18 protein-coding genes are annotated in these 18,768 nt (G+C 71.4%); 6 read left to right on the top strand and 12 right to left on the bottom strand.

The features are described from left to right. Positions 1-31: 31 nt before the first annotated feature. On the top strand, positions 32-1,282 hold the full coding sequence (locus VGO10_RS06210; protein ID WP_327466266.1) for a glycosyltransferase: 1,251 nt from the start codon (positions 32-34) through the stop codon (positions 1,280-1,282). Here the strand turns inward: VGO10_RS06210 and VGO10_RS06205 are convergent. Genes VGO10_RS06205 through VGO10_RS06195 form a run of 3 tightly spaced genes read right to left on the bottom strand, consistent with a single transcriptional unit; the run spans position 1,224 to position 5,207 of the window. Then, on the bottom strand, positions 1,224-2,159 hold the full coding sequence (locus VGO10_RS06205) for a class I SAM-dependent methyltransferase (RefSeq protein WP_327466264.1): 936 nt from the start codon (positions 2,157-2,159) through the stop codon (positions 1,224-1,226). The genes VGO10_RS06210 and VGO10_RS06205 overlap by 59 nt on opposite strands. Next, complete coding sequence (locus VGO10_RS06200) at positions 2,156-3,229, bottom strand: glycosyltransferase (RefSeq protein ID WP_327466262.1); 1,074 nt, start codon at positions 3,227-3,229, stop codon at positions 2,156-2,158. Before VGO10_RS06200 ends, VGO10_RS06205 begins: the two co-directional genes overlap by 4 nt. Positions 3,230-3,275: 46 nt before the next feature. Next, complete coding sequence (locus tag VGO10_RS06195; protein ID WP_327466260.1) at positions 3,276-5,207, bottom strand: O-antigen ligase family protein; 1,932 nt, start codon at positions 5,205-5,207, stop codon at positions 3,276-3,278. Between the two features lie 216 nt (positions 5,208-5,423). Here VGO10_RS06195 and VGO10_RS06190 point away from each other — a divergent pair, with 216 nt between their 5' ends. Genes VGO10_RS06190 through VGO10_RS06175 form a run of 4 tightly spaced genes read left to right on the top strand, consistent with a single transcriptional unit; the run spans position 5,424 to position 9,706 of the window. Next, positions 5,424-5,906, top strand: coding sequence for a hypothetical protein (locus VGO10_RS06190; protein ID WP_327466258.1), 483 nt, complete (start codon positions 5,424-5,426; stop codon positions 5,904-5,906). After that, on the top strand, positions 5,906-7,339 hold the full coding sequence (locus VGO10_RS06185) for a sugar transferase (RefSeq protein WP_327466256.1): 1,434 nt from the start codon (positions 5,906-5,908) through the stop codon (positions 7,337-7,339). The genes VGO10_RS06190 and VGO10_RS06185 overlap by 1 nt, the downstream gene beginning before the upstream one ends. Then, a complete protein-coding gene (locus VGO10_RS06180; RefSeq protein ID WP_327466316.1) occupies positions 7,329-8,423 on the top strand; it encodes a hypothetical protein in 1,095 nt (364 codons plus the stop codon). The genes VGO10_RS06185 and VGO10_RS06180 overlap by 11 nt, the downstream gene beginning before the upstream one ends. Before the next feature lie 41 nt (positions 8,424-8,464). Beyond that, positions 8,465-9,706, top strand: a complete 1,242-nt coding sequence (locus tag VGO10_RS06175) for a hypothetical protein (protein ID WP_327466255.1) — start codon at positions 8,465-8,467, stop codon at positions 9,704-9,706. A gap of 37 nt (positions 9,707-9,743) precedes the next feature. Here VGO10_RS06175 and VGO10_RS06170 read toward each other — a convergent pair whose 3' ends face one another. Genes VGO10_RS06170 through VGO10_RS06145 form a run of 6 tightly spaced genes read right to left on the bottom strand, consistent with a single transcriptional unit; the run spans position 9,744 to position 14,498 of the window. Next, a complete protein-coding gene (locus VGO10_RS06170; RefSeq protein ID WP_327466254.1) occupies positions 9,744-10,478 on the bottom strand; it encodes a hypothetical protein in 735 nt (244 codons plus the stop codon). Beyond that, complete coding sequence (locus tag VGO10_RS06165) at positions 10,475-11,269, bottom strand: Mov34/MPN/PAD-1 family protein (protein WP_327466252.1); 795 nt, start codon at positions 11,267-11,269, stop codon at positions 10,475-10,477. The genes VGO10_RS06170 and VGO10_RS06165 overlap by 4 nt, the downstream gene beginning before the upstream one ends. Further along, positions 11,266-12,468: a ThiF family adenylyltransferase gene (locus VGO10_RS06160; protein WP_327466250.1), complete on the bottom strand. Its 1,203-nt coding sequence runs from the start codon at positions 12,466-12,468 to the stop codon at positions 11,266-11,268. The genes VGO10_RS06165 and VGO10_RS06160 overlap by 4 nt, the downstream gene beginning before the upstream one ends. Beyond that, a complete protein-coding gene (locus tag VGO10_RS06155) occupies positions 12,465-12,731 on the bottom strand; it encodes an EsaB/YukD family protein (RefSeq protein WP_327466248.1) in 267 nt (88 codons plus the stop codon). The genes VGO10_RS06160 and VGO10_RS06155 overlap by 4 nt, the downstream gene beginning before the upstream one ends. Before the next feature lie 43 nt (positions 12,732-12,774). Beyond that, positions 12,775-13,860, bottom strand: a complete 1,086-nt coding sequence (locus VGO10_RS06150) for an FHA domain-containing protein (protein WP_327466246.1) — start codon at positions 13,858-13,860, stop codon at positions 12,775-12,777. A 2-nt stretch (positions 13,861-13,862) separates the two neighbouring features. Continuing rightward, positions 13,863-14,498, bottom strand: coding sequence for a hypothetical protein (locus VGO10_RS06145; RefSeq protein WP_327466244.1), 636 nt, complete (start codon positions 14,496-14,498; stop codon positions 13,863-13,865). A gap of 111 nt (positions 14,499-14,609) precedes the next feature. On the opposite strand from VGO10_RS06145, the gene VGO10_RS06140 reads away from it, so the two are divergent. Then, a complete protein-coding gene (locus tag VGO10_RS06140; RefSeq protein ID WP_327466242.1) occupies positions 14,610-16,937 on the top strand; it encodes an FHA domain-containing protein in 2,328 nt (775 codons plus the stop codon). 29 nt (positions 16,938-16,966) lie between these two features. Here the strand turns inward: VGO10_RS06140 and VGO10_RS06135 are convergent, their stop codons facing one another. The 3 genes from VGO10_RS06135 to VGO10_RS06125 are packed head-to-tail and all read right to left on the bottom strand — an operon-like array spanning position 16,967 to position 18,755. Further along, complete coding sequence (locus tag VGO10_RS06135) at positions 16,967-17,473, bottom strand: hypothetical protein (protein ID WP_327466240.1); 507 nt, start codon at positions 17,471-17,473, stop codon at positions 16,967-16,969. Between the two features lie 13 nt (positions 17,474-17,486). After that, a complete protein-coding gene (locus VGO10_RS06130; RefSeq protein ID WP_327466237.1) occupies positions 17,487-17,894 on the bottom strand; it encodes a hypothetical protein in 408 nt (135 codons plus the stop codon). A 3-nt stretch (positions 17,895-17,897) separates the two neighbouring features. Beyond that, entirely contained in the window at positions 17,898-18,755 is an 858-nt protein-coding gene (locus VGO10_RS06125; protein WP_327466235.1) for a hypothetical protein, read from the bottom strand. Between the last annotated feature and the right edge of the window lie 13 nt (positions 18,756-18,768).

The raw sequence follows: 18,768 nt of genomic DNA, 5'->3' as shown, positions 1-18,768 counted from the left end.
CCAGCATCGACCGGTCGCTAGGCTGCCGCGGATGACGCGGGTCGCGTACCTCGTATCGAGGTTCCCGCTCACCACCGAGACGTTCGTCGTCCGTGAGCTCGACCGGGTCGCGCAGCAGCCGGACATGGACGTGGAGCTGCTGTCGCTCTTCCCCGCCGGCGACCAGGTCGTCCACGAGGAGGCCGGCCGCTGGGTCGGCCGCGCGCGCCGCGCTTCATTGCCGCGCGGCGCCGTCGCGTTCGCCCGTGAGCTCGTCCGGGCGCCACGGCTGGCGGCGTGGATCGTCGCCCGCGTGGTCGCCGACCACATCGCCGAGCCGCGCGTCCTGGCCAAGGCGCTGGTCACCACCCTGCTGGCGTTCGATCATGCGGCGACCGTCCGCCGCCGCAAGGTGGAGCACCTCCATGCGCACTTCGCGACCTATCCCGCGCTGGCGGCCTGGGTCATCAGCGCACTGACCGGCAGCTCCTACAGCGTGACGCCGCACGCCCACGACATCTTCGTCTCGCAGCGCGGGTTGCGGACGCGGTTGGGAGACGCCGCGGCGGTGGTCGCCGTCTCGGACTACCACTGGCGGTTCTTACAGCACTTCGGAGCATCCCCCGACCGGCTTCTACGCCGGTCCTACGGCCTCGATCTCAACCGCTATGCCTTCGTGCCGCGCGAGCTGCCCGCGGCAGGGCCGGTCGACGTCCTCTGCGTGTCGAGCTTCCGCGACTACAAGGGCCAGCGAGTTCTCCTCAGCGCGCTCGCGCTCGGCGGGCCGGCGCTCGAGCGTCTGCGGGTCGAGTTCGTCGGTGCGGGACCGCTGCTGGAGTCGTGCCGCACCCAGGCGGCGGCGCTGGGCCTGCAGGACCGCTGCACCTTCTCGGGCGCCCGCGACCAGATCTATCTCCGGGGTCGGCTTGCCGAGGCGCACCTCCTGGTCCAGCCCAGCCTGGTGCAGGCCGACGGCGACACCGAGGGCCTGCCCAACACGCTGATCGAGGCCGCGGCCTGCGGGGTCACGATGGCGGGCACGCGCGTCGCTGGCGTCCAAGAGCTCGTCGAGGAGGACGTCACGGGGTTCTTGGCCGACCCTGCGTCGGCCGAGGATCTCTGCCGCGCGCTCGTCGCTGTCCTCGACCGGCAGGGCAGCGCCGCGACGATGCAGCTCGCGGCCCGTGATCGTGTGGAGGCCCGCCACGACCTCGATGCGCTGGCGAGCGCGCTGGCGGCGATGTTCAGGAGCGCGGCGCAAGCACCAGGTGCACGGTCCGCGCGCCCAGCTCCTCGAGGCTGAACGACGCAAAGCGCCGGGCAACGTGCAACTCGCGCAACGCCGCGAGATCCTTCGGCAGCCCCGGCTCCCGGACCTCCAGCAGCACCTCGAAGCCCGCCGCCTCGGCCAGCGCGCGGTACTCCGGCGCGCGCAGGCGGCTCTGCCATTGCAGCTTCGGGTTGACTATTGAGAACGCTTTATCGGAGAAGCGCAGGAAGTTGTAGGGCGAGAGCGACGGCTCGAAGTAGGAGAAGTGGTCCTTGAGGTCGACCAGGCAGCTCACGAGGCCCTCGGGCGCCAGCAGCCGGCGCATCTCCCGCAGGATCCGGACGATCTCACGCGGCGGGATGTGCTCGAGCGTCCAGGTGCTGGTGACGAGCTCGAAGCTCGCGCCGGGCAGGCCGGTCGCGGTCGCGTCGCGCGGCGCCTCGTAGCGGATGCCGAAGCGCTCCTCGAGCTCGGCGAGGTCGGTCACGGGCTCGGCGGATGGGCGGCGCAGGGGCAGCTCGGCCGCCGCCTCGAGCTCGGCGTGCCAGCTGTGGAACTTGCCCAGCGTGTCGTTGACGAGCTCCAGCGCCAGGACGGGCCGCAGGTCGATGAGGGTCTGCGCGTCGACGCCCGCGCTCCAGCGGACCATCGGCCCGAGCAGGTCGTAGCCCGCGCCGAACTCGAACGCCCGCAGGCCGGGGGTCATGAGCGCGGGCCGCAGGTCGGCCAGCACGCGCTGATGGCGAGCCTGCTCGGCGATGTGCGCGACGAAGACCTCCCCCTGGCGCGGCAGCCGCCCCGTGACCCGCCGCTGCAGCAGCGCGTTGACCCGATGGCCGCGCGGCAGCGCGCCGACGGCTTGCTGCACGAGCGCCTTGCCGACCCAGCGCGCGTCGGTGCGGACGCTCAAGCTTCGTCGCGCTCCAACGGGCGCGGCCACGCCTGCAGCGCGGCCCGTCGCGGGAGGTGCTTGGCCAGGCTGAGGAGGAAGCCCACGCCCCAGGAGACGTGCATCGTCACGTAGACCACGGGCAGGAAGGGCGTGTGGCGCCCGGCGCGCGGCGCGGCGCGGGCGGTGATCGCCGCCACGGCGGCGAGGTAGACGCCGGTCGCGGTCCGGCTCGGCCAGGAGATCAGCCGCACGGGCACGAGGCTGCCGAGCAGCGCGAGAACCACGCCGACCGACAACCACCTGCTGCGCGGCAGGCTGCTGGGGTGGCGTAGGAACGTCTTGGCCCGGTAGAAGCCGTAGCGCCCGTACTGACGTGCCAGTCCTCGCGGCGAGTTGCGCGGCACGTACTGGGCGCCCATGTCCGGGCGACAGACGATGCCGCCGCCGGTGGCCAGGATCCGCGCGGCCATCTCGGCGTCCTGGTTGACCGGCCAGCCCTCGTCCCAGCCGCCGAGGCGGTCGACGTCGGCCCGGCGCCAGACGCCGGTGAAGACGCTGGTGGTCAGCGGGAACTCGTCGTGGGCGTCGCCGTCGACCGCACCGGGCCACTTGTCGGCCTCGCCACCGCGGCCGATCCAGCTCGACAGGGCGAGCACCACGCGCTCTGACCATGGCCCGTCGCCAACGGGCAGTTGCGGGCCGGTGACCCAGACAACGCCATCGTCGTCGCCACGCTCGAGCCGGTCGACGCCGCGCTGCAGATAGCGCTCGGGGTAGACGCTGTGGGCGTCCATCCGCGCGATGTAGCGCCCGCGCGCCGCGCGCAGCCCGACGTTCAGCCCGGCCGCGGTCCGGCGTGCCGGGTTGTCGAGGACGCGGATGCGCGGGTCGGCGGCGGCAAGCTCCTCCAGGATCGCTCGGCTGGCGTCGGTCGACCGGCCGTCGACGAAGAGGAACTCCAACTGCCCGTCGAACTCCTGGCGCTGCATCGCCGCTGCGGCCGTGCGGAGATGACGCTCCTCGTTGAGGACCGGAATCAGCACCGAGACGCTCACCTCGGGCTCGGACCCGGCTCCCTCCTCACGCATCGCGGGCGACTGTAGCAATGGCGGTTCCAGCGGCTGCGTCCATCGGTCAGCCGTGCCGGGCGGCCAGCAGCGAGCGGCGAATCGTGGGGTCCAGCGGGTTGAGCGCGGCGGCCCGCGCGTAGGCCGAACGAGCGGCCTCAGTGTCCCCGCGGCGGGTCGCGAGGTCTCCGAGCAGGACGTAGGGCAGGAAGTTGTGGGGCTCCAGCGCGGTCGCTTCGAGCAGGGCGCCACGGGCGGCGCGGTAGTCGCCGGCGCGGGCCGAGGCCGCCGCCTCGACGACCAGCGCGTCGACGTCGCCGGGTCGCAGCCCGAGCGCGGCCTGACTGCGATCGATGGCCTTCTGCGGATCCTGGGGCAGCGCGTTGCGCGCGTCCTTGAGCAGGAACGTCGCCAGGGTGGTGCGCCCCACGCCGGCCGCGGCGAAGCAGACCACCACGACGACCGCGGCGGTGATGGCCAGCGGGCGCGAGGACACCGTCGCGGGGTCAGGCGCCGCGGACTCGCGGCGTGGCAGGACGATCACCGCGCTGACCAGCGCCACGCAGGTCAGGCCGGGGAGGAGGTGGAGCCAGTCGACGCTGGTCTGCAGCAGCCACCAGGTGAAGGCGCCAAGGCCGGCGACGGCCAGCAGGCGCTGACGCTCGCTCTGCGCGACCCACGCCGCGCGCCCCACGCCGACTGCCGCCGCTCCGAGCGCTGCGAGGATGAGCAGCAGGCCGACGATCCCGGTCTCCGCCGCGGTCTGAAACCACAGCGAATGCGGCTGGCGCACGTTCTCCTGGGATTGGCGCAGCTGGAACCAGGACCGCGGGTAGTTGCCGGCGCCGACGCCGTCGAGCGGGTGGTGCTTGAACGCGTCCACCGCCACTCGCCAGTAGTCATAGCGGTTGCCACTGCCGCTCAGCAGCCGTGAGTCGCCGGGCGCGTAGTTGGTGTCCAACGAGGTGAACTGATCGGCTGCGTGATCGATCCGGTCGACGGGATTGCCCACGACGGCGACGCCACCGATCAGCCCGATGAGCGCCCCGGCGCAGAGGATCGCCGCACCGGCGCGCTGGACGGTGGGCCGCTCCCACCGCGGTCGCAATATGGCGGAGGTCAGCCCGCCCCAGACGAGTCCCACCACCGCGGCAGCCAGCAGCAGCGGGATCAGCGCGTCGCGGATCTCGCCCGAGCTCGGCGGCGTGGTGATCGGCGCGGCGCCGTAGAGATCGAGGAGCGGCGCGGCCACCGCCGCCACCCCGGCGCCGATCACGACGAGCAGCCATGCCCGGCGCAGGCGACCAGGCACGAGCACGAGGACGACGACGAGGGTCCCGACCAACGCCAGCACGGCCCCGCGGCTCTGGGTCAGGAGCAGGAGGCCGAGCAGCAGGCAGGCGCCGGCCGCCCCGGCGCCGCGCAGCACCGCGACGCGGCCACGTTCGCCCCAGGCGACGCACGGCCACACCAGAAGGCCGAACGCCGCAGCCTGGCCGTTGATGTAGCCCACGGGGTAGGACAGGCGCCGGGCGAAGAACTCGTCGACGCCGTGGTCGCCGAGCAGATGGACGACGAGCACGGCCACGGCCAACAGTCCGCCCACCGTCATCCCGACGAGCACGACGGTCCGCTCGCGCTCGCTGCGTGCGAGCACCGCCACCAGGCCGACGACCATCGCGTAGAGGGCCCAGCGCTGCCCCTCGACCGCGGCCGACGCGCTCGACTCCGCCCACCAGCCCGAGGCCAGCGACCACGCTGCGAACGCGCCCAGCCCGACCACCAGGACGCGGCCCGCGCGCGGCAGCGGCTCGGAACGGAGCACGATGGCGGCGACGAGGACCACCGCGGCGACGATCGCCAGCGGACCCCAAAGTGTGACGTCGTAGAAGCTCTCCCACCCGGCGCTGACCCCGAGCGCCACCCCGAACGGCGCAAGGACCAGCGACGCGTCGCTGACACGCTGTGATCGAGCAGGATCCAGGGCGACCAGACGCACGATTCGAGAGGGCCGACCGGGAGCTGGCCGGTGACCGCGTCCGGACCCTAGCGGCCTCCGCGGTCCGGATGATGGTGGCTGCCGCCCGTTCAACCGATACGGTTGGCGGAGTTTGCTTGGCCAGGCTGCAAATATCGTCCCTCGAGCGATGCCGGAGACGTCCTGAGGGTGCAGATCGCAGGTGCTCGCCGCTGGGGCGGGTGGCTTGTCGTCGTCGTGAGCCTTGCGGGGCTCGGCGGCGTGTCCGGGACGGCTGCGGCGGCCCAGGCGCCCAGCTACCAGCCAGACAGTCCGGCGGGCACCGAGTACGCGATCCCGCTCGACGAGGCGCGCAAGACCGGCAGCGCGTCGAAGGACAGCGGTGCTCATCGCGGCTCGGCGGCGGCGCAGAACAGCGGTTCGTCGTCGTCGTCGAACACCGACGACCAGTCCGCGTTGTTCGGCGAGGGCATCGCGCCGGCCAAGAAGTCTGCTGCCGCTGCCGGCACGGCGCGCAAACCGTCCAAGACGACCGCGAAGACCACGCCTGCTGCTGCTGCTGCTGCGGCCGCGGCGCCGACGACCGGACGGCTCCGGCCGGCCGCCTCCAGCATCTCGGGCACCGCGGTCGCGCTCGGCACCGGCGGCCTCGTCCTCCTCCTCGGGGCAGCGCTGACCGGCGCCGCCGTCCTGTCGCGCCGCGTGCCCCGGAGCCGCTGATGGCGGTCTCCGAGCACGGGGTCCAGAGCCCGCCCGCGACGACGGCCGGCCAGACCAGCCGGCCCGCGATCACCTCCTGGCCCACGGCCGACGTCCTGCGGCGCCGCCTGCTGCTGGGCGCCGATGTGGTGGCGGTGCTCTGCGCCACGATGGCCACCGGCACCGCGAGTGGCAGCGCGCTCGAACGGGCCGCGGCCACGGCGATCGTGACGCTCTGCGCCGCCGGGTTTGCCAAGACGCTCGGCCTCTATGACCGCGACCACCAGTCGATGCGCCACACCACGGCCGAAGAGGTTCCCGCCCTCCTGAGTTGGACCCTGCTCGTGGTCGCCGTCGCCGTCATCGCCACGCGGATCGTCGGCGGCGGCGAGCCCTCGGTGCTGACCCTCTCCACGCTGGTCGTCGCGCTGCTTGGCGGAAGCATCGGCCTACGTGCCGCCGCGCGCGCGGCCTGGCGCCGATCCACTCCGCCGGAGCGCACGGTCATCGTCGGCACCGGACCGCTCGAGCGCGGCGTCCGGCGCAAGCTCGAGCTCTTTCCCGACATGCATCTCGAGGTTGTCGCGGTCGTCGAGACGACTGCGGCGTCCGACGCCGAGGGCCTGTTGGCCAGCATCGAGGAGACGGCCGGCGGCCAGGTGCAGCGGATCGTCATCGCCTCGACCGCCATCGACGAGTGGCTCATCCGCGAGCTCGTGCCGGCCTGCCGGGCGCGCGGCACCAAGCTCGGGATGGTCCCGCCCGCGCGCGGCATGTTCGGCACGGCCGTCCGCCTCGATCACATCGCCGAGCTCCCGGTCCTCCAGTACAACACCTGGCACGTCTCGCGGTCCACGGCGGTCGCCAAGCGAGCCATCGACATCCTCGTCGCCGCCATCGGCCTGCTGCTCGCGAGCCCACTGCTAGCCACTGTCGCGCTGGCCATCCGGCTCGATTCCCGCGGACCGGCGATCTTTCGCCAGTCGCGCGGAGGACGCGAGGGCAAGCCCTTCACCTTGCTGAAGTTCCGCACGATGGTCCGTGGCTCCGAGGAGCGGGTCGGCGAGGTCGTCGACGTCGCGGCGCTGGCCACGCCCGTGTTCAAGCTGCACGACGATCCGCGCGTGACCCGGGTCGGACGGCTGTTGCGCAAGACGAGCCTGGACGAGCTGCCGCAACTCTGGAACGTCCTGCGGGGAGACATGAGCCTCGTCGGTCCGCGCCCCGAGCAGCTCGACCTCGTCGCGCGCTACGACGCCGAGGCGCGGGCGGTCCGCCTCGTCGTCCGCCCGGGTCTGACGGGCCCGATGCAGGTCTACGGCCGCGGCCGCCTGGACTTCGAGGAGCGCCTCGCCGTCGAGCGCGAGTACGTCGAGAACCTCTCGCTCGGCCGTGACGCGCGCCTGCTGGCCTTGAGCTTCGCGGCGGTGATCCGCGGTACCGGTGCGTATTAGAACGCTCCTGGTCGTGCTGGTCGCCGGACTGTGTCTGGCGATCACGGCCACCGGCGCGGGCGCACGCGACTCGGCGAAGAAGGGGCTCTGGGCGACCTACGAGCCCAACCCCGAAGCCACCTTCCCGATCTACCGCGACCTCGGCGTCCGAACGCTCCTGCTCAGCGTCGGCTGGGATCAGGTGGCCCACGACAAGCCGGCAGACGTCCTCGACCCCAACGACTCGGCCTATCACTGGCCGGCATCGATCGATGCCGCGATCCGCCTGGCCCCGCAGTTCGGCATGCGGACCATGGTGCGTGTCATGTACACGCCGGGCTGGGCCAACGGCGAGCACGCGCCCAACGTGCCGCCGACGCACGATGCCGACTACACCAACTTCCTGCGGGCGGCGGCGCGCCGCTGGCCCCAGGTCCATCTGTGGCAGATCTGGGGCGAGCCGAACCTGAGCCGCTGGTGGGCGGCGACGCGCTTCACCGGCTACCGCCCGCCGCGCACCAAGGCCGAGCTTGCGGGTCCGCGCCGGTACGCCCGGCTGCTCGACGCGTCCTACGGTGCGCTGAAGGCCGCGTCCTCCAAGAACCTCGTGATCGGCGGCAACACGTTCACGGCCGGTGACATCCGACCCCTGTTCTGGATTCCGGCGATGAAGCTCCCCAACGGCCGGCCGCCGCGGATGGACCTCTACGGGCACAACCCCTTCACCGGCCGCAAGATCGACATGGATGCCGCATCGCTCGGCCCCGGCTATGCCGATTTCAACGACCTCGACACGCTCGGGAGCACGATCGACCGCTACCTGCGACGCGATCCCAGCAAGCCCGGCCCACGGCTGTTCCTCTCGGAGTTCACGGCGCCGACGAACGCCAACGATCAGTTCACCTTTCACTTCAGTGAAGCGGGTGCCGCGCGGCAGATCACCGACGTTCTGCGGGTCGTCCGCGCCAACAAGCGCATCGACACGCTGGGCTACTACACGCTCTACGACGCGCCGGCCCAGGCCGATGGGCATGAGGACCGTCGCGGGCTCATCGACCCGGCGGGCCGCAAGCGCCCGGCGTATGCCGCGTTCCGCGACGGATAGGGTGCGCCGTTCGCGGCCGCTGACCTGACGGGGCCCTTGTCATGCGCATCCTTCTTGGGACATATCAACTGGACGCGTGGGCTGGCAGCGAGACCTACCTGCTGACGCTCGCCGAGCAGCTCCAGCGCCTCGGGCATGACACCGCGATCTCCGCGCAGGTCCTCGGCGGGGTGGCCGACGAGGCTGCGCGCCGTGGCATCGAGGTGCGCACGGGCGCCCATCCCGGAGGTGAGCGGCCCGACGTTGTCATCGCACAGGATGCGGCGACCTCCTATGAGCTCGCGGCGGCCTTTCCGGACGTGCCGCAGCTCTACGTCGCCCACAGCGAGGTCCACGACCTCCAGACGCCGCCCCAGCTTCCCGATCTCGTCCAGACGGTCGTTGCGATGAACGGGCGCGTGGCCCGATGGGTCACGGCGACGGCGGTGAGCCCCCCGGTTGTCCGCCTCCACCAGCCGGTGGATCTGGATCGCTTCAGGCCCACGGGGGCGCTGCCGGCCCGCGCACGGCGCGCGCTGCTGCTGGGCAACTACCTGGACGGCAGCCGGCGCGATCTGGTGGTGCAGGCGTGCGCGGCGGCGGGCCTCGAGGCACAGCAGCTGGGCGCCCACGTCGGCAGTCCGACCGCCGACGCCGCCTCGGCCATTGCCGGCGCCCACGTCGTCATCGGCCAGGGCCGCGCGATCCTCGAGGCGATGGCCTGCGGCCGTGCCGCCTACGTCTTTGACCAGCGCGGCGCCGGCGGCTGGGTGACCGGCGAGTCCTACCCGGCGCTGGCAGAAGACGGCTTTGCGGGCGTGACGACCCCGGCCGCGCTCGACACGGCCGATCTGCGTGCCGACCTCGAGCGCTATGACCCCGCGATGGGCGCGGTCAACCGCGGACTGCTCAGCGCTCATCACGACGCGCGCCACCACGCCGTTGCCATCGTCGGCTTGCTGCGCGAACTGGCGCCGGCTGCGCCGCGCACCGACGTGGCGCTGCGCGAGATGAGCCGGCTGGTGCTCCTGCAATGGATGGGCTGGAGCCGGGAACAGGCATTGGTGCGCGAGAACGCGCTGCTGCGCGAGAGCCGCGATCGCGCCGAGGCCGAGTACGAGGTGCTCGCAGGCGTCCACGCCGAGACCGTCGCCGAGATGGAGCGCACGCACGAGATCGTCCGGATGCGCGACGAGGAGCTGCGCGATGCCGAGCGGCGGCTCGCGGCGGCCGACCGGCGATCCGGCGGCCTCGTGGAGTCCGTTCACCGCATCGCCGCCCGGCTGCGCCAGCGCTTGGGCTAGACCGATGACGCTTCTGAGGTTGGCGGTCGTCCGGCCATCAGCCGAGGTGCGCCTGCGCGCCGAAGGTCAGCCGCTCGGACCCGTGCATCGCGATCCGATCAACCGTGACGCGCGGGTCGGAGAACAGCGCGATGTGGACCAGGCCGCCGGCCAACGCTGACGGCGCGAGCACGAGCTGGCCGTCGCGGACCCGGACGACAGCCTTCACGCGCGCGACCTGGCCGAGCGCGTGGACGGTGGCGGTGAAGTTCACGTCGCCGCCCGCGGCTGGTCCGGGGTCGAGCCGGATCGCGTGTGGCAGCGCGGCACGGATCGCGCTGCGCGTCACCGATGCCTGTGCGGTGAGCATGCCGTGGCGCTCGTGAAGCAGGACGTGCTCCAACGCCAGCCCGTGCGAGCTCATGAGGTCGACCGTCGCATCGACGGTGCCAACGCGGCCGGTACGCGCGAGAAGATCGCCGAGCTTGCCCCGGCCTGCGCCGAGGCGGTGGATATGCACGTTGACGGTGTCCGCGTGACCGGTGAGCAGCTTCAGCGCGGGTCGCGCGGTGATCGAGACGCTCACGCCGGAGCCGTTGGTGCTCAGCTTGCCGCGCAGCCGGCGCTCGGCCAAGGAGGGCAGCAGTAGCTCCGAGGTGACGGAGACCAGGACGAGCGTCGCCACGAACCATGTGGCGAGGAGCCGTGGGCGGATGCGGAACCGCTGTCGCGGGGGTGCATCCAGCTGTGCGCCTGCGCCGTCGCTGGCGGTCTCCCTGACCGCCGCGCTCATGGGGTGCCGGTAGTGGGGGGCTGCGTGGACGAGGGCGGCTGGACCGCGGCCGGCGGTGGCGTCGTCGAGGGCGCCGGCTGTGTCGACGACGGCGCGGGGGTCGGTCGCGTGGGCGCTGGCGCCTTCTGCGTTTTCGCCGGTCGGGGTGCCGTCTTGACGCGCCCCACCGTCGTCTTCTCCGGGCGTGCCGGCGAGTCCGAGCCGAGCAACAAGACCTCCGTGCCGACGCCGAACATGAGGCCGACGACGGCGGTCAGCGCCATCATCGCGAGGAAGTGCCGGTCGACCTGAGGCCCGCGGCGCGGCGGCACGGCGGGCCTTGCACGGCCATCGCCCGTTCCCTGACGCCCCGACGGGCACTCCTCCAGCACCGCGACCTGGCCGCCCCGCCAGCCGAAGACACCCTCGGTGCCGGCGTGCGGATCGACGACGTAGGCGATCTGCCGCGGATCGGAGAAGAAGTTCTCGTGGATGAAGAGGTCGTGGCGCGACAGGAAGATCCCGAAGCCCGGATGGCTGTGGTACCAGCCGACGATCTGCTGTTCGGCGAAGCTGCGTTCGAGCTGGTCGTGGACGCTGGCCCACGCTTCGTGTGTGAACGTCACGCTGGCACGCTCCCCGCGGGCTTCGAGCGCGGCGATGGAGCCGGTGACGGTCGGGAGTTCGCCGTCGCCCAGGTGGCCGACGAGGACGCCGCCGACCTCGTGCGTCGCGTTGGCGTAGACGTGGTCGTAGATCGCCGACTTGATGCGCCGCGACAGTCCCGGGACCGTGACCCCGCCGCTGCTCATGGCGTCCCGAGCTCCGCGAGCGAGCCGAACGGGCCGCCCAGGAGGTAGTGCTGGCGCCGGGTTCCCGACCGGCCGGTGACGATGTCGCGTGGCGGCAGGCCCAGCGCCTCGGGCGTCATCGCCAGCAGCCCGGCGTCGCCGCTCGTGACGCCGTGTGCCAGCTCGGCGCGGCGCTCGCCGCCGCAGGCCGGACACACCGCCGCGCCGACGGTCAGCCCGTCGAGCGGGCGCATCACCGAGACGCTCTCGTCGCACGCCGCACAGGTCATCGCCGTCACGATCTCGCGCTCGAAGTCGAGCACCGCGTCGTCGCCGAGCCCCTCGCGCGCCTGATCCAGCAGTGCACCGAGCGTGGTTCCCGCGGGGACCTCCGATGCGCAGGTGAAGTCGTAGGTGTCGTGGCTGAGGCAGTCGTCACGCCGTGGGTAGGTCACCACATAGGAGTCGTGCGTGATCCCGTTGTAGGCGACTCCACGGCCTGCGAAGTCCGCATCGAGGCGGTCGCGGTGCAGGAGCTTGACCGCCTCCTGGACCTGCATCGCGGCGATGATGCTCGCCGACGTCGCCGTGGTCGGCACCTTGCCCTCGAGCATCTGGTCGCGGGTCAGCAGCGAGCAGGCCTTGCGTGCCGCGAGCAACTCATGATCACGCTCGCCCATGGTGCACTCGTAGCAGGCGCTGTCAGGCGGCGAAAAGACCCGCATCGTGCCGAGCAGGCCCTCGATCGCGCCGTCGATCCACGGCGTGGTGGCCTTCCAGCAGCTCTGGTTGACGTACAGCCGCGCTTCGCGGTTGTCCAGGCCGCCGATGACCAGGTCGACCTCGCGAAAGAGGCGCAGCCCGAAGGCGGTGCGTACGTCGCCGACGACGGGAACGATCCGGACGCCGGGGTTGAGCGCGGCGGCGGCGCGCGCCACGGCCGTCGCCTTCGGCGCGCCTTCGTCGCTCTCGCGCAGCAGCACGCAGCGCGACAGGTTGGAGTTCTCCACCATGTCGAGATCAACCACGACGATGGTCCCGACGCCGAGCAGCGCGAGGTTCTTGACCAGCTCGTTGCCCAGGGCCCCCGCACCGACCACCAGTACCTTGGCCGCGGCCAGCCGGTTTTGGTCCCACCACGAGATCAGCGTTTGGCGGTGATACCGGCCGTCGGTGTCGTCGAGGTCGACGACGACACGATCGCCGGCGTCGGCCGTCATCGGGCTCCGGCCGTGATCTCGGCGACGAGGCGCAGCACGTCTCCATCGGTGACACCGGCCTGCTCGAGCGTCTCGTGGTCGCCGATCTGGCGCCCGCTCTGCTTGTGATGGAACTTGTAGGAGAGCGGCTGGCCGTCAGGCCCGCTCACGGGCAGCTCGAGCAGCTCGACCAGCCTGGCGATGATGCGACCGCTTGCCACGGTCGGCGGGACGCTCGCTTCCTCGGTCTTGTTGCCGGTCGCGTCGACGACGGTGATGTCCACGGGATGTCCTTCCCTTCGGCCTTGCGGCGCTGTCGGTGCTTGCTCAGATGGTTCGCTCGGAATACGCGATCGCCGTGGCACCCACGGTGATCGTGTCTCCCGAGCGCAGGACGTGATGGCCCACCGGCGTCCCGTTGATGGCGACGGAGGCGCCCTCGTACGGCGTGATCGATCTCCGCCCGTGTCCGTCGTCTGCACGGATCACGAAGTGGAAGGGCGCGATCGCGGGATCCTTGATCAGCGTGATGCCGCACTTGGGCGAGCTGCCGACGGGCGTCTCGACCTCATAGAGGACGAACTCCTTGCCCGCCATGCCGCCGCCGACGACCCGCAGCCACGCCTCGCGCCGCAGCGTCTCGACGAGGCCGATGGCGAGGCCGTTCCCCGCGCCGATCACCACCAGGCCGAAGAGCCGGCTCATCGTCTCGGAGTGCACGTGCTCGCCGACGTACTCGAACAGCAGGCCACCGGCAGCACCACCCATGACGCCGCCCAGCGCGCCGTTGATGAGCTTCTCGCGCGCACGGACCACCGCGGCGGTCGTCGCGCCCATCCCGAGCCCGAAGATGGCCCAGCCGAGGCCGCGCGCGACGTAGAGCAGCGCGTGGCTGTTGCTCTTGATGGCCTGGATGAGCAGGGCGTGGAAGATGACGTTGGCCAAGAAGCCTGCGACGAAGCCCAGGCCCGCTCCCCACGGTCCGGCCTGGCGCAGGCGCAGCAGCAGACCCTCGCCGTCGCGTGCCTCGATCTGCTCCCAGCCGGTGTAGATCACCGCGAAGAACAGGCCGAGGACACCGACCCAGACACCAGCCTTGAAGTTCAATCCGGCTTGCGTGGTCGCGGTGCCGCCGGCGATCCCGGTGATCTCGGTGATCGCCCAGCCGGCGACGATGCCCGCGGTGGCGGCGATGAGGCTGCGGCCCTGGACGCTGCCGGGGCTGAAGCCCCCGGCCGTGAGTAGCGCAGCAGATGGTGCGCCGGCTGCCGGCGCCCGGCCTGAGGCGTTGCCGCCGACGGTGGGCAGCGCTGGTGGTGGCGCGACGGGCGTCGGTGGGGGCGCCGCCTTGGGCGGGGTCGCATCGTCCTCGTCAAACGAGACGACGAGCTTGGGACGCTCGGGCGTGGACACGATCAGCCGTCGCGACGCAGGCTGACGAGGAGCACGTCGTCGCTGGCCTCGGACTCAGGCTCGTGGACCTCGGAGAGCTCGGCGCTCGGCCACGCGGCCGGCGTCGGCATCACCACCGGCGCGGCCGCGGGCAGCGCCGCGGGCGGCGCCGCCCGGCCACCGATCGTGATCTGCACCTCCGGCGTGCCGAGCGTGACGTTCCCCAGTGGGAAGAGGTTCGCGTTCTGCGACGCCCAGCGCGCAGCGAGCGCATCGAGCGGGCTCGCCGGGTTGTAGACGCGGAACTGGATCATGTCGGCGATCTTGGCGATCGTGTCGACCAACGACTGCCCGGCGGCCCAGTGATCCTGGATGCAGTAGTAGTCGCGCACGTTGGGATGAAAGAGCGGCGTGAGCGGCGTGCAGAGTGGCTTCTCGCGGGGGTAGCCGAGCGGCAGCCGGATCTCGACGTGGTGCTCGTCGACCGGTTCGGGCTGATTGCCGTTCAAGCGCAGGCCGCGCACGCGGAACACGACGCGGTAGGCCTCCGGCGGACGATGCGGGCCAAGTGGCTCGACATGGACATGGGGATGGCCTGAGAACTCCGTGCGAACGGATTCGTAGTCGGCGGCGAGACGTCGAAGGCGGGGTGCACTCACGTGAGCTCCAGTCGAAAGATGCGACGGGCGCGTCGACCGCCGCTCCGTGGCCCGCGCAGAATAACTGACAATAGCCTGTCGGTGGGACTGATTGAATACGACTGAACGAACGTGTCGGACGATCTTGACCTTGATATCAGCCTCCGCCGGCGGCACGAGCCGGCCGATGGCGTCGTGCTGCGCAGCGACCGGCCCCAGGGCGAGGCGGCCCTGCTGTACGCGGGCCAGCGCGTGCCGCTCCGCGAAGCGGCGTTCACCATCGGGCGCGAGCCGGCGTGCGACCTCGTGCTCACCAGCGGGCTGGTGTCACCGCTGCACGCGCGCGTCGAGCGTCGCGACGGCGTCTTTCAGGTCGCCGACCTCGACTCACGGATGGGGACCTATATCAACGGTGAGCGCTTCGCCGGTGCGGCACGTCGGCTGCGCTCGGGTGACAGCATCGCGATCGGCGACGAGATCCTGCACTTCACGACGATCGAGCCCACCGGTCTGCCGCCCGTCGAGATTCTGCCGGACACCGCGACGCTGCGGATGGACCGGCCCCGCGTCGTCATCGGTCGAGCACTCGGAAACGATATCGTTCTCGACCATCCGACGGTCTCGCCCGTCCATGCCGAGATCATCGCGGGGGAGACCGGCGTCCGGCTCAAGGACATCTCGCGCGGCGGCACCGGCGTGCGCGTCAACGGCCAGCTGGTCTCGCGGATGTTCCTCAAGATCGGCGACGAGATCGCGATCGGCCCGTATCGCCTGGTGTTCGACGGGGCGCTGCTGCAGCAGCGCGCCGCCGGGCTGGGCATGCGCCTCGACGCCGAGGACATCCGCTTCGACGTGACCGGCGCCACGATCCTGCAGCCGACGAGCTTGAGCGTGCTGCCCGGTGAGCTCGTCGCGGTCATCGGTGAGAGCGGCGCCGGCAAGAGCACGTTGATGAAGTCGCTCTGCGGCGTGCAGCAGCCGACCGGTGGGCGCGTGATGCTCAACGGCGAGCCCGTCGTCGCGCGGCGTGCCGACATCGGCTATGTGCCGCAGGACGAGATTGTCCATCGGCTGCTGACCATCCGTGAGGCGCTCGGCTACGCGGCCGAGCTGCGGCTGCCACAGGACGCGACGGCGGCCGACCGGGCCGCGGCGGTCGCACGCGTGATCGAGGAGGTGGGCCTCGCCGAGCACGCCGACACTCGGATCGGCTCGCTGTCGGGCGGCCAGCGCAAGCGCGCCGGCGTCGCGGTCGAGCTGATCGACGAGCCGGGTGTCCTGTTCCTGGACGAGCCGACGACGGGTCTCGACCCAGGGCTCGAGCAGCGGATGATGCGGCTGTTTCGCTCGCTGGCCGATGCGGGCCGCCCGGTCCTGCTGGTGACGCATGCGACCGGGAGCCTGCGACTCTGCGACCAGGTGGCCGTGATGGGTCGCGGCGGCTTGCTCTGCTTCTATGGGCCGCCGTCGGAGGCGCTGGAGTTCTTCGGCGTCGAGCGCTTCGACGATCTCTACGTCGCGCTGGAAGAGGGTGGCGCCGCCCTCTGGCATGAGCGCTTCGCCGCGGAGCGAATCGCGGGCACGCCCGCCGCCGCGCCGCCCGCGCAGGCGGGCGCGCCACCGCCGCCGCGGGAGATCGGGCCGCAGGCGGCCGTGCTCGTGCGCCGCTACTCCAAGCTCTTCCTGCGCGACCGCAAGAACCTGCGCATCCTCGCGGCGCAGGTGCCGTTGCTCGCGCTGGCGACGGCGTTGCTGTTCAAGCGCGACGTCTTCCTCCGTAGTGGCGGGGAGTCCCATGCGGGCGAGTCGGCACAGCTGCTGTTTCTGCTGGTGACCGTCGCAGCGTGGTTCGGGGCGATCGCGTCGGCGCGCGAGATCATCAAGGAGCGCACCGTCGTGCAGCGCGAGCTGACGGTCGGCGTGCGACCGTCGTCCTACCTGATCTCCAAGGCGGTCCTGCTCTTCGCACTGACCGGTGTGCAGACGGTGACGATGGCGATGATCGTCCTGCTGCTGCGCCCGCTGCACGAGCCGGCCAGTGCGGCGATCACCGTGATGTTCCTCTTGGTGCTGACCGCATGGGCCGGCGTTGGCATGGGCCTGCTGGTCTCGGTCGTGGTGCGCAGCGAGGACCAGGCTTCGAGCTTCATTCCGCTGATCCTCGTGCCGCAGCTGCTGTTCGGTGGCGCGATCGTGCCGGTGCACGAGATGGGCGCGATCATGGGGCTGCTGTCGAAGGTGATCGTCGCGCAGTGGGCGTTTGCCGCGGTGGGTCATACCATCCATCTGCAGCAGCGCATCGATGAGGACGAGGTGTTCCGGCAGGCGAGTCGCTACGGCCATCACTTCTTCGGGCTACCGACCGTGGCGGGGACGTTCGTGCTCGTGCTCTTCTTGGCTGCGTTCGCGGTCGCGCTCCATCGCCGGCTGCCGGCGTTCGCCGCTGAGGGCGAGGGCTGAGCGATATCGCGCCCGGCGTAATCCGGGGCCTAGTCCTTCTTGTGGATGATGTCCTGGGCGAGCTTGGAGTCGACCGGACAGTGGGCCGTCAGATAGGTGTCGACACGCTGGAAGGCGCCTGCTGACGTCATCGAGTTGATGAGGCCCTTGCCCATCGCCAGCAGCGGGTTCGACAGCGCTTCGCCTTCTGTGTCAGCCAGCTTCTTGAAGCTGTCGCGGACCTGGACCGTGTCGGACTTGATCTCGTCGGGTGCGTGGTCGACCATGCTGTCGAAGATCGACTCCAGGTCGCCCGGCGCCTGCAACAACTTGAGGATGCCGGTGAGCGGGTCGGCCTTCATGTTGGCATCGGCATCCATGTAGCTCTGGCGGATTGGCGCGGCCTTGGAGTAGAACGCGCGGCAGTACGCCTCGGGGCTGCGGTCCTCACTCCTTGCGCAGGCTGACAGCGCGAGCGCCGAGACGCCGGTGGCGACGGCGGCCAGCAGCGCTGAGCCGAGCGTGTGCTGCGGGGGCCGGTGCAGATGAGCGGTCACGGGTCCTGATCTCTCAGTCGTCGTCGAAGTCGATGATCAGCTTGCGGGGCGCGTCAGCCGCGGGCAGCGGCGCGCGGGCGGCCGGCGGGTTGCTCGCGGCCGGAGCCGGGGCCCAGAGCGACTGCGGCTGGGCCGGGGCGGGAGGGGCAGGATGAGGAGGCGAAGGCCGAGGGGCGCTCACCGGCTGCTTGCGAAACGCCTTGTCGGGCCCTCCTGCGCCGCCGAGCTGCGGCACGACCGACATCAGGTAAGCGGCCGCTGCGATGAGGCCGAGGCAGAAGAGGCTGGCGATGATGGTGAGCGACACCCAGTAGCTGCGGTCGCGGTCGGCCGCGACCCACTCCGAAGCGGGCCGGCGCAACTGGTCTCCCAGCGCGACGCCGCCGGAGAGCAGCGAGATGATCCAGAGCGCGGTGACCATCGCTCAGGTCCCGAGACCGAAGCGCGCGCTTCGGTGCGCGACGGGCCAATGGCTGGGGAACTGGTGGCCGGCGAGCTGGTTGTCGGCCTTGCGCCAGACCAGCGGTGGCACGGAGGCGAGCTCATGCAGGCGCTTGATCTCGGCGTCCTCGCGGTCGGGCTCGTGTGCGAGGCGGAACTGGGCGGTGCGGCGGATCAGCTCGGTCGCGATCGCGGTGGCGTCGACGTCCTTGGGGAAGGTGAGCTCCAGGCGCAGGAGCTGGCCGCGCGCCTTGACGATCACCCGCAGCAGCTCCGAGCCCGACCAGCCGCTCTTGTTCTGGGCGTAGACGGCGTGGATCCAGGGGTAGCGGATCTGCCCGACGAGCATCTTGCCGCGGCGGCGGTTGGCGGCCAGCAGCTTGCTCCCGGCGTTGAGCGCGATCATCGCCACCGGGCCGCCGACCCATCCGCCGCCCTTGTCGTACTTGGTGCATGCGATGGTCAGCCGCGCGTCGGTGAGCAGGACCTGTGCACGGATATCGGCGGCGCGCAGGATCCGCTTGTTGGCCTCGCCCGCCTTGACGACGATCTCGTTGCAATGGAGGCGGCGGACATCGGCGCCGTCGCGCGGCTCGAGCAGCACCGTGTCGGTCTCCAAGCCCGGGACGGGAAGGAAGTAGCCGTCCTCGGCGTCGAAGGTGCCTTCCAGAACCTCGCGCACGCCGCAGATGGCGTAGTCGGGTGGGGGCGGGGCCGGTGCGGCGGGCGAAGGTGCGGCAGGCAGGGACGCGGCAGGCAGGGATGCGGCATGCGCCGGCTCTGCGTCGTCGAAGGTGATGACGAGCCTCGGCTTGTGCTCGGGCTCGGGAAATTCGGACATGCTGATTTCCGTC

Origin of the sequence: Baekduia sp. (assembly GCF_035996765.1) — a bacterium.
Classification (GTDB): Bacteria; Actinomycetota; Thermoleophilia; order Solirubrobacterales; family Solirubrobacteraceae; genus Baekduia.
The sequence above is the reverse complement of the archived record's forward strand: the minus strand, read 5'-3'. Positions and strand labels throughout refer to the sequence as shown.

Bases quoted from the DNA above. Each gene is read 5' to 3' on its own strand.
- VGO10_RS06210 (WP_327466266.1), top strand. From the start codon at position 32: ATGACGCGGGTCGCGTACCTCGTATCGAGGTTCCCGCTCACCACCGAG.
- VGO10_RS06200 (WP_327466262.1), bottom strand. From the start codon at position 3,229: ATGCGTGAGGAGGGAGCCGGGTCCGAGCCCGAGGTGAGCGTCTCGGTG.
- VGO10_RS06185 (WP_327466256.1), top strand. From the start codon at position 5,906: ATGGCGGTCTCCGAGCACGGGGTCCAGAGCCCGCCCGCGACGACGGCC.
- VGO10_RS06175 (WP_327466255.1), top strand. From the start codon at position 8,465: ATGCGCATCCTTCTTGGGACATATCAACTGGACGCGTGGGCTGGCAGC.
- VGO10_RS06170 (WP_327466254.1), bottom strand. From the start codon at position 10,478: ATGAGCGCGGCGGTCAGGGAGACCGCCAGCGACGGCGCAGGCGCACAG.
- VGO10_RS06165 (WP_327466252.1), bottom strand. From the start codon at position 11,269: ATGAGCAGCGGCGGGGTCACGGTCCCGGGACTGTCGCGGCGCATCAAG.
- VGO10_RS06160 (WP_327466250.1), bottom strand. From the start codon at position 12,468: ATGACGGCCGACGCCGGCGATCGTGTCGTCGTCGACCTCGACGACACC.
- VGO10_RS06130 (WP_327466237.1), bottom strand. From the start codon at position 17,894: ATGGTCACCGCGCTCTGGATCATCTCGCTGCTCTCCGGCGGCGTCGCG.
- VGO10_RS06125 (WP_327466235.1), bottom strand. From the start codon at position 18,755: ATGTCCGAATTTCCCGAGCCCGAGCACAAGCCGAGGCTCGTCATCACC.